Annotated in this window: 16 protein-coding genes; 9 read left to right on the top strand and 7 right to left on the bottom strand. The window is 36.7% G+C overall.

What is annotated here, in order from left to right; translation table 11 throughout:
- Positions 1 to 259: 259 nt before the first annotated feature.
- A complete protein-coding gene (locus GFJ36_RS04235; RefSeq protein ID WP_088608499.1) occupies positions 260 to 571 on the bottom strand; it encodes a hypothetical protein in 312 nt (103 codons plus the stop codon).
- Between the two features lie 130 nt (positions 572 to 701).
- On the opposite strand from GFJ36_RS04235, the gene GFJ36_RS04230 reads away from it, so the two are divergent.
- From GFJ36_RS04230 to GFJ36_RS04210, 5 genes are all read left to right on the top strand, one after another.
- The gene (locus tag GFJ36_RS04230) at positions 702 to 965 is read left to right on the top strand and encodes a hypothetical protein (RefSeq protein WP_088608498.1); all 264 of its coding nucleotides are present in this window, start codon (positions 702 to 704) and stop codon (positions 963 to 965) included.
- A gap of 509 nt (positions 966 to 1,474) precedes the next feature.
- Entirely contained in the window at positions 1,475 to 1,816 is a 342-nt protein-coding gene (locus tag GFJ36_RS04225; protein ID WP_000683186.1) for a PadR family transcriptional regulator, read from the top strand.
- The gene (locus GFJ36_RS04220) at positions 1,809 to 2,291 is read left to right on the top strand and encodes a hypothetical protein (RefSeq protein ID WP_137013725.1); all 483 of its coding nucleotides are present in this window, start codon (positions 1,809 to 1,811) and stop codon (positions 2,289 to 2,291) included. The genes GFJ36_RS04225 and GFJ36_RS04220 overlap by 8 nt, the downstream gene beginning before the upstream one ends.
- Complete coding sequence (locus GFJ36_RS04215) at positions 2,288 to 2,815, top strand: permease (protein WP_137013727.1); 528 nt, start codon at positions 2,288 to 2,290, stop codon at positions 2,813 to 2,815. Before GFJ36_RS04220 ends, GFJ36_RS04215 begins: the two co-directional genes overlap by 4 nt.
- Positions 2,816 to 3,041: 226 nt before the next feature.
- Positions 3,042 to 3,242, top strand: coding sequence for a hypothetical protein (locus GFJ36_RS04210; protein ID WP_157349494.1), 201 nt, complete (start codon positions 3,042 to 3,044; stop codon positions 3,240 to 3,242).
- A 187-nt stretch (positions 3,243 to 3,429) separates the two neighbouring features.
- Here GFJ36_RS04210 and GFJ36_RS04205 read toward each other — a convergent pair whose 3' ends face one another.
- Entirely contained in the window at positions 3,430 to 4,905 is a 1,476-nt protein-coding gene (locus GFJ36_RS04205; protein WP_157349493.1) for an MDR family MFS transporter, read from the bottom strand.
- A gap of 142 nt (positions 4,906 to 5,047) precedes the next feature.
- Here GFJ36_RS04205 and GFJ36_RS04200 point away from each other — a divergent pair, with 142 nt between their 5' ends.
- Complete coding sequence (locus GFJ36_RS04200; protein ID WP_157349492.1) at positions 5,048 to 5,623, top strand: TetR/AcrR family transcriptional regulator; 576 nt, start codon at positions 5,048 to 5,050, stop codon at positions 5,621 to 5,623.
- A 554-nt stretch (positions 5,624 to 6,177) separates the two neighbouring features.
- On the opposite strand, the gene GFJ36_RS04195 is transcribed toward GFJ36_RS04200, so the two are convergent.
- Positions 6,178 to 7,608: a YfcC family protein gene (locus tag GFJ36_RS04195; protein WP_157349491.1), complete on the bottom strand. Its 1,431-nt coding sequence runs from the start codon at positions 7,606 to 7,608 to the stop codon at positions 6,178 to 6,180.
- 152 nt (positions 7,609 to 7,760) lie between these two features.
- Positions 7,761 to 8,519, bottom strand: a complete 759-nt coding sequence (locus tag GFJ36_RS04190; protein ID WP_097890636.1) for a gamma-glutamyl-gamma-aminobutyrate hydrolase family protein — start codon at positions 8,517 to 8,519, stop codon at positions 7,761 to 7,763.
- 327 nt (positions 8,520 to 8,846) lie between these two features.
- Between GFJ36_RS04190 and GFJ36_RS04185 the strand changes: the two genes are divergently transcribed.
- Together GFJ36_RS04185 and GFJ36_RS04180 are read left to right on the top strand one after the other, a co-directional pair.
- On the top strand, positions 8,847 to 10,880 hold the full coding sequence (locus GFJ36_RS04185) for a sigma 54-interacting transcriptional regulator (RefSeq protein WP_157349490.1): 2,034 nt from the start codon (positions 8,847 to 8,849) through the stop codon (positions 10,878 to 10,880).
- 168 nt (positions 10,881 to 11,048) lie between these two features.
- Positions 11,049 to 11,936 (top strand): DMT family transporter, encoded by an 888-nt coding sequence (locus tag GFJ36_RS04180; RefSeq protein WP_157349489.1) that lies wholly within the window; start codon positions 11,049 to 11,051, stop codon positions 11,934 to 11,936.
- Positions 11,937 to 12,105: 169 nt separating this feature from the next.
- On the opposite strand, the gene GFJ36_RS04175 is transcribed toward GFJ36_RS04180, so the two are convergent.
- Positions 12,106 to 12,873 carry a TSUP family transporter gene (locus tag GFJ36_RS04175; RefSeq protein WP_157349488.1) on the bottom strand — a complete coding sequence of 256 codons (768 nt, stop codon included), beginning with the start codon at positions 12,871 to 12,873 and terminating at the stop codon, positions 12,106 to 12,108.
- A 108-nt stretch (positions 12,874 to 12,981) separates the two neighbouring features.
- Between GFJ36_RS04175 and GFJ36_RS04170 the strand changes: the two genes are divergently transcribed.
- Complete coding sequence (locus GFJ36_RS04170; RefSeq protein WP_157349487.1) at positions 12,982 to 13,767, top strand: TrmB family transcriptional regulator; 786 nt, start codon at positions 12,982 to 12,984, stop codon at positions 13,765 to 13,767.
- Between the two features lie 91 nt (positions 13,768 to 13,858).
- On the opposite strand, the gene dnaB is transcribed toward GFJ36_RS04170, so the two are convergent.
- Positions 13,859 to 15,145 (bottom strand): replicative DNA helicase, encoded by a 1,287-nt coding sequence (gene dnaB, locus GFJ36_RS04165; protein ID WP_157349486.1) that lies wholly within the window; start codon positions 15,143 to 15,145, stop codon positions 13,859 to 13,861.
- Positions 15,142 to 16,002 carry a DnaD domain-containing protein gene (locus GFJ36_RS04160; RefSeq protein ID WP_157349485.1) on the bottom strand — a complete coding sequence of 287 codons (861 nt, stop codon included), beginning with the start codon at positions 16,000 to 16,002 and terminating at the stop codon, positions 15,142 to 15,144. Before GFJ36_RS04160 ends, dnaB begins: the two co-directional genes overlap by 4 nt.
- Positions 16,003 to 16,020: the final 18 nt, after the last annotated feature.

The raw sequence follows: 16,020 nt of genomic DNA, 5'->3' as shown, positions 1-16,020 counted from the left end.
ATATGAATTTCCCTTAAACAACAGGGATTTAGAGTCATGAATATAATACAGTAAGTTTAACCCCCTGTTGGTATTATTTGCCCAACTTGTAATAGGAAGCACCTTGTCCTCAAACAAAAAGAAATAGTATGCTTAAACTGTAAGAGTACACTTATTGTAAAGAAACTTTAATTACAGCGTCTCTTTTTTGATCTAATAGCTCCATCAATTCCACAAAATATAGATTTAAATACAAAAAAACACTCCTAGTGAGTGTTTTTTAATATTTAGGTCCCATATAATCATAACTTTGATCTAATGCCTTAAATAAGTCAATCGCACTTTTTAATTCTTGTTTGTCAGACTTTAATTCTTCCATTACTTGTGTTTTTCCATCTACTACTCTTTCAAACACTACAGCATCCATTCCTGTTTGTTTATCATGAAAAGTTTTTCCTCTATCCCATAATTGCATAGTATTTCCTTCAGGGTCTTTAACACTAAAAACTCCTTCTAAATCTTTATCACTCTTATAAGCAGCTCTGGCCATTTGATAATAACTCGAGTCTAAAACTTCATCATTTTTGCTCAAAACATTTCCCCTCCCAGAATATTTAATATATTCTAAATATAGGATACCATTAATGGAGGGAATTGAATTGAGAAAAATCTTTTCCAGTTTGAGTATTATTTTTATATTAATCATTTTAGGAGGGTGTAACATGAATGATGATAAGAAAGAAGAAGAACAAAAAATAGTAAAAAAGGCCGAAGAAGTAACTATTAAATATTTCAAAGAAAAAGAGAATTTAGAAGTAGTCATTACAGGACATAAATTTGCCCCAAGTGATTTTCAAACCGTTTTTATAAACGGGCATATAAAAGATGATGAGAGTAAAACCTTTTCTGCAGATGTAGAATACGGTGGAGAAAAATATCATGTAAGTTCCATGTCTCATTCTAAAAATTTAGAACTTAAAAACTAACACTGTAGGCACTCATAAGAGCATAGCCATCAACTTAAGAAAATGAATAAAATAATGAATTAGGGCACCCTTTCATGCAGTACTGTATGAAAGGGTGTCTTAATTTATGGCTATAAACAATGACGCACCAATCGAGGAACTTATGTATTAAACAGGTATGATTCAACCAAAACGAAAATTTCAGGCACAGAATCTTCTATTACTCTGTGTATTTTTAGGACAAACAATCAGTTCTGAGTCTTTAGTTACTCTTTGCACAAAATTAAATGAAGCCACTGTTACTTGTATTTCAACCCAGACACTCAATAAACATTTGAACGAGAAAGCCGCATGCTTTAATTTTGTCACTCAACAAAATCAGAAAACAATTACAATTAAAACGATTATATTTTTCTTCTGAAGAATTACACATTTTAAAATTGACATAACACTTCATGCACCATATACTGTTAACAACAGTATACTGTCATTAACAGTATAAATCCTAATTCATTCTAGGAGGTATATCCATGAAACATACAGGAAGACATACAGGTGCATTTCTTTTGTTATTTCTAGCTGAAGGAGATAACTATGGCGGGCAATTACTACAAAAGTGCGAAGAAGAACTTCCCGTCAATCCAATCGATAGCGCCATTTTATATCGCACGCTAAAAAAGTTAGAAAACGAAGGTGCAATCGAATCTTACGTAAGTACAGATCATCAAGACAAACCGAGAAAGATGTACAAAATTACGCCTGCTGGAAAGGAACAATTGGCAGACTTTCAAATGGACATTGAAGAAAAAATGAAGAACTTATCCTTTTTCATAGACAAATATAAGGACTTAAAGGATTCCGACCATGATTAACGGCGTGATTCTTTACACTTTAGCCATTATTCTTACGTGGATTTCTTTTATGAAGGACCGCACGAAGACGAAAAAAGCTCTAATGAAGTCGTGGAAAATGTTTCGCAATCTTCTACCTGCGATGCTCTCCATCATGCTTTTCGTTGGCTTATCGCTTTCTATATTAACGCCGTCTTTCATCTCTTCTATTATTGGGGAGCAATCAGGGTTTATCGGCATTGTTTATTCAGCAATACTCGGATCCGTTGCACTTATTCCAAGCTTCGTCGTATTCCCACTTGGTAATACGTTAGTACAACACGGTGCAGGCCTTCCTCAAGTTGCGGCACTTATGTCTACACTCATGTCAGTAGGAATTACAACATTACCGATAGAACAAAAAATATTCGGACGAAGCTTTGCTTACGCACGTAATGCATCTGCATTACTCATGTCACTCCTATTCTCCTATATCATTTGGGTGGTGATGGTATGAAGGAACTAAAAAGATATCGCTTCTTTTTCATTTTATTACTGGGACTCATTGCATTAACTTTTATTAATCAATCTTTAGGATGGAGCGCATTACAATTAACAGGAAATAGCATTTTAGATATGTTGTTTCTCCTTCCCCCTGTCCTAATATTTGTAGGATTACTTGATCAATGGGTGAAGAAAGAAACGCTCATGAAATACATGGGCGAAAAATCCGGCATATACGGAATCTTATTCTCTCTATTATTAGGTGGCATTGCGGCTGGTCCTCTCTACGTTGCCTTCCCAATTGCAGCACTCCTATTAAAAAAAGGCGCAAGTATTCGGTACATCGTCTTTTTCTTAGGCGTTTGGACAACTGCGAAATTGCCAATTCTCGTGTATGAATTCTCTTCATTTGGAGCTACTTTTACACTCATTCATATTGGTTTCGGGCTAGTATTCTTTTATGTAATGGGGCTTATTTTTGAGAGGTTTTATGATCAGGGACAGTTGCTTCGGTATGATGTTACGGAGGAGATGTAGGAGTAACAAACATTGGATAACAGACGCTGAAAATCGAATTGTCATTGAAGCATCTTTAATTACTACTACTTAAAAGGAGCTGTCCCACGAGTCATTTTTTGACTATGTGACACCTCCTTTTTATTTTAGAAACATTACCATAACCTTAATTCGACACAGTATAATAAATGTATAATACAAAAATTTCCATATTATTGTTTTGTAATATTTTTTGGAGGTGATTATCTTGAGTAAAAACGTGAATTTATTTCTTCAAATAGGAATTGGAATTATCATTATGATCGCACCTATTATCATCATAGGATTAATGTATGATGGATCGACAGCTATGGGCAATTTATTAGTTGCCGAATTTATAATGAGAATACTTTCCCTTATTATCGGCCTTTTAGTCATTAGCAAAGCTTTACATCGTTATGCCCAATAGTTATTCATCCTCAAAAAGGATAGCCATTGAACATACCATATTTATACAAATAAACTAACGATTATATTGTGTCCTCCATTGAGATTACACCGACCATTCTTCCGTATTAAAATATCCAAGACAAATGTTACGAAAGAAATATAAAAAAGACACCTTTCCTAGAAAAGATGTCTTTTTTATTTGAACCTTAATTCTCGTTCTGTAAAACCCTCGCTGCCTTGACTCCCTCTTTCTCTTCTTTTAAAAACAGTGATACGATACATGCAACAATGATAAAGACTAACCCTAGTGCAAATGCACCTTGGAATCCAGATGTTAAACCATTTAACTTCTCTACTGGATCCATTGGATTTGCGGAGCTTTCCATATACTGAGTTGTTCCTGAAGACATTTTCGAAATAAAGATAGCCGTACCAATTGCGCCAGCTACTTGTTGCAGTGTATTAAACAACGCTGTTCCGTGCGGGTATAAATCTGGTGTTAACTGATTTAAGCCGTATGTTTGTGCCGTCATAACAAACATGAGTCCAACCATTAATACGCTATGCATAACAATAATTTGTACCATTGATGTATCAGGAGTAATGCCTTTAAATAAGAACATTGCTATCCCTACTAATACAATGCCGGGAACGATAATAACTTTCGGACTAAATTTATCAAATAGTTTACCTGCGATTGGTCCCATGATGGCGCTAATAACACTTCCCGGAAGCATGATGATTCCTGATTTAAAGGCTGTGACAAGTAAAACTGTTTGCAGGAACATCGGTAATAACGTCATCGTTGAAAATAACGACATCATCACAATGACAATTAATCCAACTGATAATGTAAACATCGGAACTTTAAATGCGCGTAATTCTAAAATTGGATTCTCAATTTTCAATTGTCGAACGATAAAAATACATAATGAGATAAGCCCAACAAGTAAAGTGCCATACACTTTCGCATCGGACCATCCTAAGTCACCTGATGCACTAAAGCTATACACAAGTCCGCCAAATCCTAATGTCGATAAAAGGATAGATGGATAATCTACTTTTGGCCTTGTTAACTCTGAAACATTTTGAATGTACTTCATTCCAATCATAATGGAAATGATCACGACAGGAATAACAATATAGAATAACCAGCGCCAATTTAGTGAGTCTACGATTACTCCAGATAATGTAGGACCAATTGCTGGAGCTGCCATCATTACAAGTGCGATTAATCCCATTGTTGCACCACGTTTTTCAGGCGGACAAATAATTAAAATCGTATTCATTAATAACGGTGAAATTAACCCTGTCGCTACCGCTTGGACGATACGGCCGACTAATAAAACGGAAAATGTCGGCGCAAATCCCGCAATTAATGTACCAGCTAAAAACGTTACCATAGCGATTAAAAACATTTGCCTCGTTGTGAGCCATTGTTGAAGTAACGCTGTAATCGGGACTAAAACCCCAACTACTAACATGTAAGCTGTAGAAAGCCATTGAATCGTTGAAGCTGTTACGCCAAATTCTTTCATTAATACGGTTAACGCATTACCAAGTAACGTTTCGTTTAATAATGCAACCATTGCCCCTAGAAGTAATGCAATTAAAATGGGGGTATGTTTCAAATTAGAAGTATCAACTTTGCCACTTGCAGGGCTCTTAGTTGTCATATTCATTTACAAATTCTCCTCCTGTTTCTTACTAAAAAAACTTTAAATATACCTAAACACATGTAATATAATATACATATGTAGATTAAAAAGGGAGAATCAATTTTCAGCCACTGTATATTTAATCTACAAAAAAGGAGAATTGTAGATGAACGATAATGAAAAACAAATTGATTTACGTATTAGACGGACACATAAATTACTATGGGATTCCTTATTTGAATTAATGACGCAATCAAAACAGAAATATAGTATGATCACGATTAACCAAATATGTGACCGCGCGATGGTACACCGAACAACCTTTTATAAACACTTTGAAGATAAAGATGCTTTATTAGCATTTGGATTTAAACGATACAGCAAGATGATTGGTGAAATACCGGTTTCAGATCGATTAAGTAAACCATTTCAAGTAATGGAACAATTTCTACACCATGAAGAAATTGGTAAAATATTAGAAACGCAAATGTCTGATGAACAATTTATTAACCGGACACAGTATTTAAGTCACGAAACGAGAAAACAAGAAATAGAAGCGTTACATCAACTGCGCAAAAATCATACGATGCCAAATGATTTAATCATTGAATTTTATTCAGGGGCAATCACCTCATTAAGCGCATGGTGGTTTAAAAATGAAAGAAGCGTTTCTGCTGCTGAAATGGATAAGTATCTCCACCAACTTATTAACCGGGGTATTTTTCAGTTTGAAGAGGAATAAGACTACACCTTTTCAATCATGCAATCAAATTGACCACAAAATAGGAGTATGATATATTTTCGGTAGAATACTATATAAGTGTGACAGCGAATAAATTGGCATATAATAAAAAGAAGAGATGCGCTAACATCTCTTCCTTAACTGCTACCGTATAGGGTGGTGGTTATTACACGTTACTATTTTTTACGAAACCCACCCTTTTGCTTCCTACGGCGCGGAGTGGGTTTTTTGTTGTCCTTACCCAGAAGTTGCTTCCGCAAAAAACACGCTGAAACTTCACGTACAGTCGCTTTTACAAATTCTTTTACAAGGTCAAACAAAAACTCCATATTATCCCTTCTTTCCTTCAAAATGGAAAGAAGGGATAACCACCCACCCTCACAATATGCCGTTACATATATTTTATCAAATGATTGTAAAGATATTATGTAAACCAAACAAATGAAATTTTACATAGAAAAAAAGCCCTTCTAAACCGGGCTTTTCTATCACCATTATTTAGCGATCTTCTTCAAATCCGAACTTTCTATAACTGAAAGCATATTCACCTTTTATTAAGATGGACCATAACCAATAAGATGAGCAATTATAACTGCTATTAAACCGATTGAGTATTCAATTAGAATTAAAGGAAGAATCCACCTTGCCCACCTTGTCCATGAAATTCCTGCAATTGCTAATCCAGCCATTAGCGTACCACCCGTCGGAAAAATAATATTTCCAATACCATCCGCGAATGAAAAGGATAATACGGCTGTTTGGCGTGTAATGTCCAATAAATCTGCAAGTGGCGCCATGATAGGCATTGTCAACATCGCATGACCACTACCTGATGCTAAAATAAAATGAATCGCTACTTGGAAGTTGTACATTCCAACAACACTTAAAAAAGGAGATACATGTTTCATTTCTTCCGATACTTGATACAGTAGCGGGTCTATAATATGCCCTTGATTCAATACAACTAAAATAGCGCGTGATACACCAATGATTAAAGCACCCCCGATTAAAGATGCCGATCCTTGTGTAAAAGATTCTACAGTATCATCAAGAGATATCTTACCGAGGATTGCAATGATTATAGTTAAAATAATAAATAAGGCTGCAATTTCTTTTATATACCACTCGTACTTAATAACACCAAATACAAGAATAATATAATTGATTAAAAAGGCCGTTAATATCCATTTATGTCTTTTTGTTAACTTTACTTTCGCTGTTAGTAAGCTGTCTTGCTTATTTGTATCGAATTTTCCGTAAATTCCGCTTGCAGGATCCCTCTTTACTTTCATAGCATGACGATAGACGAATGTAACAGCAATTACATATATGACTACGAATAAAACGAGGCGGAACCCCATCCCCGAATACATAGGAAGACCTGCTATCCCTTGCGCAAGCCCAACTGTAAACGGATTCATAATTGCCGTTGTAAATCCGACGGACGCTCCTACTAGTACCATCGCAGTTCCTGTTATCGTATCAAATCCAACCGCAAGAGCTAGCGGAATAAATAGAGGTACATACACTAAAGCTTCCTCAGCCATTCCCATTAATGACCCGCCAAGTGCAAAGAACAGCATGATGATAGGAATCATTAACTTTTCACGGTTAGCAAGTTTTTTTGCCATCGTTGAAACAAGAGCCTCAACTGTGCCGGATGCCTTTAATACACCAAAAAAACCTCCGATAATAAGAATAAAAAAGATAATATTAGCAGCTTCTACCATCCCTGTAGGAATAGATTTTACCGTATCAAAAAATCCAAGTGGCGTTGATTCAATCCATTTAAATGAATTTGGATCTACTGTTGTATAACCATTTTTTTCAATCTGTTCATATTTTCCGGCTGGAAATATATGTGTAATCACAGCCGCAATTACTAACAAGACAAGTAGCATTGCAAATACGTTTATTTTCCATTCTTTTTTTTCCTTTTTTTCTTCTGGCTCGAATGAAACTGCCTTTTCTGATACTTGACTCATATACCAATCCCCTTTGCAATAAAGTGAAACTTTAATCATTGGGGTTGTATCTTCCCCCCCAATGATTATTACTTTTACGGGCAGCCGGCAGTCTGGTTTCCCCACTACCATGACGTACCAAGCTATCCACCAATTCTTTTATTTATAACACGCTATGATTTAACTACCTTTTTACTAATTTCATTTACAAATTGGTTAAATAAACGTTGCTGTAGAGCATCCTTTTCCGACATCATCTCTGGATGCCATTGAACCGCTGCTACATAACGATGAGCCTTCGATTCAATAGCCTCTATCACACCATCAAAAGACCATGCGCTCGCCTCAAAATCTTTTCCTAATGTTTTCACTGCTTGATGGTGAAAAGAATTAACCATTAAAGTTTTTTGGCCAATAGCCTCATAAATTTTCCCCTCTTCCAGAAGATCTACAGAATGAGAGCCTTGCCATTTACGGAACTGTTCTCGAACATGGAAATATTCTGGCCCCATCTCGTGCTCTAAGTCTTGATAAAGAGATCCACCAGCTGCAACATTTAACACCTGTAATCCTCGGCAAATTCCTAGAATAGGAATATCTTTTTCTAAAGCCTGCTTTGCCAGATTTAATTCAAAATTATCTCGTTCTTCCTCTACAGTACCTATATACGATTTTGGAGTATCACCGTAATAAATTGGATTGATGTCCGCGCCACCAGCTAATAACAATCCATCTAATTGATTAAGTGTGGACTCAATTTGATCAACTTCCTCAATTGGAAGTAGAACAACCGTTGCACCTGCTCGTTGAAGTGAACGGATGTAGTCGTAAGAAAAGATAGCCATATCCTGACCTGGTAACCCTCGTAAGCCCTCCTTCCCTATTTCACTATGATCAATATAATACCCAGTAACACCAATTAGTGGTTTCATTTTCTCTCACCTCATAATTTAAATGGTTTCGTTGTCTTTCTCTGCTGAAATTGTATACTCTTAACCTCCCTTTTCTAACAAGTGGTAAAGAATTAAATATGTAAATTATGACTCTACTCATTTCATTATTTCTTTACACACCATTTATATAAGCAAATATCGTGCCAATATTAAAATTAAATTGATTATTTACATACTTTTAAATATTTTGTCGTTTTATCAGTGTTTACTATGTTGAAATGTATTATAATTGGTTATTAATTGGTTACATAATGACCAATTAATAACCAACTTTAGACCAATTACATTCAACTAAAGAGGTGCTCTATGAACAAATTTGAAACCAACCACATTGTATTGATCACCGTTTTAAAAGAAACACGAAAAGCCCTACATCAACAACTAACGGAGATGGTAGGTGATCTCATAGATATCGAAAGTTTTTCTGTAGAAGAAAGTATTCCAAAAGTATTTCATTCTACATTAATTGTGTTACCGAATACATTTACGATAGAAACGGTGAAAGACTTTATTGGAGAAAACTGCGAAGTAATAATAGCAAAACGAACATTAAATTATGAAAACGTGGATCAGCTTTTATTTTTACCAGAAGGAACACAAGCCCTATATGTGAATGATAATCATGAAACAGTATACGAATCCATTGAAACGATGCGTCAATTGGGGCTGAACCACATTGAATATGTCCCATACTATCCTGGAAAAACGAATATACAAATGATCAAGCTCGCAATCACACCTGGCGAACTTGAAATTATCCCTGACTTTGTAGAAAAAGTAATTAATATTGGTCATAGATTAATAGATATTACTACAATCATGTCCATTCTAGATCGATTTCATTTAATGGAGGAATCAGGTAACCACGTTTCTGAGAGATACTATCGAAAAATAGTAGATTTAACAAAAAATTTAGCTAAAGCTCATCGACAACTGCATCAAGTAATTGATGGTGTTGGTGATGGCATACTAGCTATTGATTATGAAGGAAGAATTGTTGTCTTTAATGAATTCTTGGAAAACATGCTGAAAATAAAAAGCAAACATGCTATTGGTCATCCGATTGATGCCATTATTGATAATATTGATTTAGTGAACTTCATCCTTTCAAATAAGCAGCAAGAAAGCGGAATATTTGTTGTAAACGGCTTGGATGTAATAGTGGAACGCCTACATATAAATGATCAATCGATTATTGTTACTTTTAGAAATGCTCTTAAGACCATCGGATTTGAACGGAAATTAAGAAAAGAATTTGTCAAAAAAGGATATGTAGCAAAATACAACTTCCATAATATCGTTGGGATTAGCTCTACTATTCAAGACACGAAACAAATTGCCAAAAGATTAGCTAAGACTGATCTAACTGTATTAATTGAGGGTGAAAGTGGTACCGGAAAAGAGTTGTTTGCAAGTGCTATTCATAATGCCTCCCAGCGAAATAGCGGCCCTTTTCTTGCTGTTAACTTCAGTGCTTTATCGGATGATTTAGTCGAGAGTGAATTATTTGGTTATGAAGACGGAGCGTTTACCGGAGCCAAAAAGGGCGGGAAAATGGGGTTATTTGAACAAGCAAATGGTGGCACTATTTTTTTAGATGAGATTGGAGATATTAGCCTGAAACTCCAAGCACGACTCCTTCGAGTATTGCAGGAAAAAGAGATTATGCGTGTTGGTGGAAGCCAAATTATCCCGATAGACGTAAGGATTATTGCAGCAACCAATAAGGATCTACTGAAAATGATTCAAGAAAATATGTTTAGAGAAGACTTATACCATCGGCTTAAAGTACTCTTTATACACCTTCCCGAATTAAGAGCGCGCCGAAATGACATTGAATTATTAGCTAAACATTTTGTCTCACTATCGGACCCTAAAGTCAAAATCGAACAAGAACTAATTGAAGAACTTCAAGGATATCCATGGTACGGAAATGTAAGAGAACTTAAAAATACGATAGATTACATGCTTGCTGTCCATACCGGAAACCAAATAACAAAAAATGATTTGCCTAATCAACATTATTTTCAAAAGCCTCCACATAAGAAAACAAATAGCGACCAAGCCGAGAGTATAACACCCTTTTCTTCAAGTTCAAACGCTCTTGATCAAGAATCACTTTTCATCCTTACCCTCATCATGAATTATGAAGAAAAAGGAAAAGCAATCGGAAGAAGAATTATTTCTGAAAAGAGCCAAGAAGTCGCAATAAATTTATCTGAAGCACAAGTGAGACACCGATTGAACTTCCTAAAAATGAAAGGGTATGTGGAAATAAAAAGAGGTAGAGCAGGGATTCATTTAACAAGAAAAGGGGTGGAGATTGTACGTAGTCTTTAGTCAAAGTTCGGATTTTCAGATATATAGAGGCTGTTTTATAAACAGCCTCTTTCTTATGGAGTAAAAAGTCGATGAATTTAAGTTACAAATATTCAGAATTAATATTAAAATATAAAATGGGGATAGAAGTATGGAATTTTAAATTTTATACATAACGAGGGAATAGATATGAAACTACAATTAAAAGCGGATTTAGGGCTACTACTAGTTACATTCTTTTGGGGTGCATCCATCTTACTTACAAAGGTTGGACTCGAAGGCATAGAAGAATACAACTTAATCGCATTACGATTTATTATTGCCTTTCTTTTATCAGGTTTAATATTTTACAAACATTTATTCAAAATCGATTTTAAAACTGTAAAATATGCATTTATACTCGCTTCTGTCTTATTTATCGTTTACATTTTTGCGACTTTCGGTACAAAGTACACGAGTGTTTCTAACGCTGGTTTCTTACTATGTCTCACAGTCATTTTCATTCCGATCTTATCAGCTATATTTTTAAAACACATTCCAGAAAAGAAAGTGATAGTAGGAATCTTTTTAACGATATTAGGAATCGGCTTATTAACATTAACGAGCGAATTCAAGATCGGTAACGGCGATATATTTTGCATACTGTCTGCCTTATTTTATGCCATTCACGTCATCATTACTGGAAGCGTAACGAAACATGTGAACTCCATTGCACTTGGAGTCATACAACTCGGCTTCGTCGGCCTATTTAGTCTTATTTTTTCATTCATTATCGAAACGCCAAAACTGCCTAGCACAGCCAACTCATGGCTCATCATCTTAGCGTTAAGCATATTTTGCACCGCAGTCGCATTCATCGTGCAAGTTATCGCCCAGCAATACACGACGCCTACACATACCGGACTTATCTTTTCATTAGAACCTGTCTTTTCCGCAGGCTTCGCTTTCGTTTTCACAGGTGAAACACTTACCGGAAAAGGATACTTAGGGGCGACGCTTATATTAGTAAGTGTGTTGATTGCTGAGGTGGATTTTAAGGGGTTGTTGCGGGTTAATTATAAGAAGAATATGGAATAGTTATTTTGCTAAAGTACATAAACATACCCCGAAAATATTCGTTTGTATTATTTTCACCCTCTTACCTTAATTGTTTTAGATGCTACCTTCGAATAAAGTAGCATCTAAAACATGTTACAAGGAATTATTATATTTATGTAGCCTGCATAGTTAACCTTTTCTACATTACTTACTGCACATAGTCATACAGATTTTTCGCTAACAATAAACAAGTTACTGTAATGAAAAGGGCACGAACATACCCGCTTCCTTTTTTTATAGCAAATTTGGAGCCAACAATCCCTCCAGCAATTTGAGCAATCCCCATTATAAAACCATACACATAATTTACTTGCCCCACATACATAAATATCAATAATGCACCAACATTACTTCCTAAATTAAGAAATTTTGCATTACCTGCTGCTTTTAAAAAATCATACCCAATAAATAAAAGAGCGAACATTAGAAACGAACCTGTGCCAGGACCTAGAAATCCATCATAAAAACCAATAGCAAAAATAAAAAAGGTAAAAATAATGACGTGTCGACCAGATAATTTCTTATGAGTAGAAATACTACCCCAACCCTTTTTGAATATCGTATAAATAGCAACTGCACCAAGCATAATCAGCATCAATGGCTTCAGTACTTCTGGGTTCATTAAATGAACGGTCCATGCCCCTATTATGGAACCTATGAAAGTGAGTGGAACTAATTTAAACGCCGATTTCAAATCAAGATTACCAGAACGATAAAACACAATATTACTAGTTGCACACCCCATTGTTGACGCTAGTTTATTCGTGGCTACTGCACTTGCCGGATTCAGCCCTGTAAATAATAAAGCTGGTAAGGCAATGAGTCCACCACCGCCTACAACTGAATCAATAAATGCAGCCACAAACCCAAAAACAATCAAAATAATTAATATAGATGGGTCTAAATACAAATCCATACTAGCAGCCTCCCTTTAGTCACTATTGTAATAGTAACTATCAATTTGCTAAATGTAAAGAGTTATTGTAACGTTGAAATATAAAAGCAAACATCGGAGGACGAAAAAGTGGACTACATCGTACAACAGCTTAAAAAAATTGGTTTTAATGAATATGAAGCTAAATCTTATGTATCTCTTGTTAAACAGGGGCCTGTCACAGCCTACCAAGTGAGTAAGGATTCAGGTGTCCCAAGAGCACGAATTTATGAGATTTTAGGTAACCTTGTAGAAAAAGGAATTGTCATGAAGGAAGAAATAAATGACACCACTCGCTATTCACCTCTACCTGTTGAAATCTTTTTACAGAAAGCTCAATCAGAATGGCAGTCTACTTATGAAGGAATCAGTGACTCATTAAAAAAACTCGAAACTTCCGAGGAAAAAACGGATAATCGAGTGATTACTTTAAAAGACAACAAAACAATCATTAGCTATTGTCAGGCATTAATAAAAAAAGCAGAACAACGTATTGTCATTTCAATGTGGGATGAGATGTATGAAGCGTTAAAAGAGGAACTATCTGAGGTAGCTGATAAAGTTTCAGTACAAGGTATTACCTTACATGTTGAAAATCCAATTAAAAATTTAGAAGCTCATCGTATCACACCTTATACAGAAACTCTGTCTACAGAACATTGGTTTATTTTATCCATAGATTCTAAAGAGATGATTTATGGACCATCACTTGAAGAGCGTAATATTGCTTTTTATACAGATGACCCCGTTCATATATACTTACTTGAGGATTATGTATGGCATGACGTTTTAGTGAATCGACTTGTTCGACGTAGCCAAGACGACTTGCAGCAATGGATTACTGCAGAGAGACGATCTTTCTTTATGGGGAAATAAGAAATATATTAAAAGAATCAAAGAATAAAGCATAAGTTAATGAAATGAAAAACTTATGCTTTATTTGCAAAGTCATACTCAAGTCTTTCAACTATTTCCCCTCCACAAACCGCCCAAACTCCTTCAAAAACCTCAGCTTAAAACTCCCCACAGGCCCATTCCGGTGCTTCGCCACATGAATCTCCGTCATCTCTTTTTGCATCGTTTCCTTATCGTAATAATCCTCTCGATACATAAGCATAATGACATCCGCATCTTGCTCAATTTGTCCCGTCTCTCTTAAATCAGATAAAAGAGGACGCTTATCTTGCCGTGCTTCTACCGAACGAGACAACTGCGACAACGCTACTACACAAACATTTAATTCACGTGCTAATACCTTAAGCTTACGAGAAATTTCACTAATCTCTTGAAATCGATTGCCCTTATGCTTCGGATCGCCCGTAATAAGCTGCAAGTAATCTACAATAACTAAAACCTTCTTATCACCTTGCTTCCTCTTTAACTTACGAGTTTGCATCCAAATATCTTGCACCGAAATGCCTGCGTTATCGTAAATCTCAAGCGGTAATTCCCCGATTTCCGCAAACGCCTTGCTCACCTTTTCCCAGTCCTCTATCGCAAAACGGTGCTTCGGATTTTTCAGCCTACCTCCTGACACTTCGCCTACGCAAGACGCCATCCTTTTTAACAATTGCTTACTACTCATCTCTAATGAAAATAATCCTACCGCCGCTCCAGACTTTGCCGCATGCAGTCCAACATTTAGCGCAAACGCAGTCTTCCCCATAGAAGGACGCGCACCAAGAACGACAAAATCACCTTCCTGCAATCCGCACGTCATTTTATTTAGCGATGTATAACCAGTCTCAATACCAGTAATCTCTTTGGCATCTTGATGAAGCTCTTCATATAAATCAACTAGCGCATCCTTCAAATCAAACTCACATACACAGTCCTTTTCCTCTAACTCACAAAGTGCCGTAATCGTCTCACCAATAATTTTCTCACTCTTCTCCGCAATAAGACGCTCTCCCATCTTGTGCCCGAGAACACCCGCCTGATACATTTTCCAGGCACCTCGAACAAGCCCCTCATAATAAGAGAAATTGGCAGTTGTAGGCACACCATCCATTAACCCTATAAAATACTCCATTCCCCCGATTCCCTCTAAAAACTTCGGATCTACCCTAGAAATGAACGTCACAAGATCAATCGGTTGCCCCTCTTCTTCCATTTTTCGCATTAACTGAAATATAGACTTATGCACCGACAGAGAAAAATACTGCTCCGTCAAACGGCACTCCTTAATAAGCTCTCCATCAATTAGTAGAGAACCTAACACCGTCTTTTCCGCCTCCACATTTTGAATACTCATGGACGCCACCCGCGCTCCGCTAAAAAGCGCTGCAACTCTTCCTCTGACGGCGCATTCTTCTCCCACTCCTCACACTTCGCCAAAAACTCCTCCGTCTCCCCTGTACTAACAGACGACTCCTTCTTCCTAAAGCTCGCCGTATCCGCCTCAACCTCACACACTTTCGTAAATCCCTTCCCGTGCCACCCTCTCAAAATCCCCTTCACATAAGCAACCGTCCGCTTATTATTCTCAAACGCAATTTGAAGAGCCTTCAGCACAAGCTCCTCTGATAAATCTTCCATCCACGCACCCAGTTCCTCCACCGTATGCGGAGACAAACTACCGAAATGTTGCTCATAAAAAGAAAACACTCGACTTCCCATCTCTTCCTCTATAACCTCTTCTTCCTCTGTCTCCTCACAAACTGGATCAACATCATCCACAGCCAAATCACTCGGCATACCGAAATGCGCTAAAAGCATCGGAACATTCAGCTCCTCCTCTACGCACTTCTGAAGAAACATATGTACAAACTCCTTATTCTTCACACCCTTCAGCTCGCGAAGCACACACTTCTCCACATTCGTATTCGTCACAGGATTATAACGAAGCCAATTTAAAACGAATAACTCCCGCGTATCCGCATCATAAAGAATCTTCCCATAATCAATGAAGCGCTGCACAAGCTTATCAACAGTCTCCCGATTATAACCAGTCTCCATCTCAGCTAACCGCTTCGGAAAAGGAAAAATCCCACACTGCGTCGTCTTCGAACAAGTTAACAAATACACATAAAAATACCGCTCCTCCGGCGTCAAATCCAAAACAAAATCATCCTGCCAAAAATTCACCTGCACAGTACGATACACCGCCATCCCAATTCCTCCCGTCTC

The organism is Bacillus sp. EE-W1 (genome assembly GCF_009760835.1).
In the GTDB taxonomy this organism is placed as follows: Bacteria; Bacillota; Bacilli; order Bacillales; family Bacillaceae_G; genus Bacillus_A; species Bacillus_A wiedmannii.
Note: the sequence above shows the minus strand (reverse complement) of the source record. Positions and strands in the feature narration are given on the sequence as shown.

Coding starts and splice junctions, on each gene's coding strand:
- dnaB (WP_157349486.1), bottom strand. CDS start 15,145: ATGAGTATTCAAAATGTGGAGGCGGAAAAGACGGTGTTAGGTTCTCTA.
- GFJ36_RS04175 (WP_157349488.1), bottom strand. CDS start 12,873: ATGGATTTGTATTTAGACCCATCTATATTAATTATTTTGATTGTTTTT.
- GFJ36_RS04160 (WP_157349485.1), bottom strand. CDS start 16,002: ATGGCGGTGTATCGTACTGTGCAGGTGAATTTTTGGCAGGATGATTTT.
- GFJ36_RS04230 (WP_088608498.1), top strand. CDS start 702: ATGAATGATGATAAGAAAGAAGAAGAACAAAAAATAGTAAAAAAGGCC.
- GFJ36_RS04185 (WP_157349490.1), top strand. CDS start 8,847: ATGAACAAATTTGAAACCAACCACATTGTATTGATCACCGTTTTAAAA.
- GFJ36_RS04205 (WP_157349493.1), bottom strand. CDS start 4,905: ATGAATATGACAACTAAGAGCCCTGCAAGTGGCAAAGTTGATACTTCT.
- GFJ36_RS04180 (WP_157349489.1), top strand. CDS start 11,049: ATGAAACTACAATTAAAAGCGGATTTAGGGCTACTACTAGTTACATTC.
- GFJ36_RS04190 (WP_097890636.1), bottom strand. CDS start 8,519: ATGAAACCACTAATTGGTGTTACTGGGTATTATATTGATCATAGTGAA.
- GFJ36_RS04215 (WP_137013727.1), top strand. CDS start 2,288: ATGAAGGAACTAAAAAGATATCGCTTCTTTTTCATTTTATTACTGGGA.
- GFJ36_RS04220 (WP_137013725.1), top strand. CDS start 1,809: ATGATTAACGGCGTGATTCTTTACACTTTAGCCATTATTCTTACGTGG.
- GFJ36_RS04200 (WP_157349492.1), top strand. CDS start 5,048: ATGAACGATAATGAAAAACAAATTGATTTACGTATTAGACGGACACAT.
- GFJ36_RS04195 (WP_157349491.1), bottom strand. CDS start 7,608: ATGAGTCAAGTATCAGAAAAGGCAGTTTCATTCGAGCCAGAAGAAAAA.
- GFJ36_RS04225 (WP_000683186.1), top strand. CDS start 1,475: ATGAAACATACAGGAAGACATACAGGTGCATTTCTTTTGTTATTTCTA.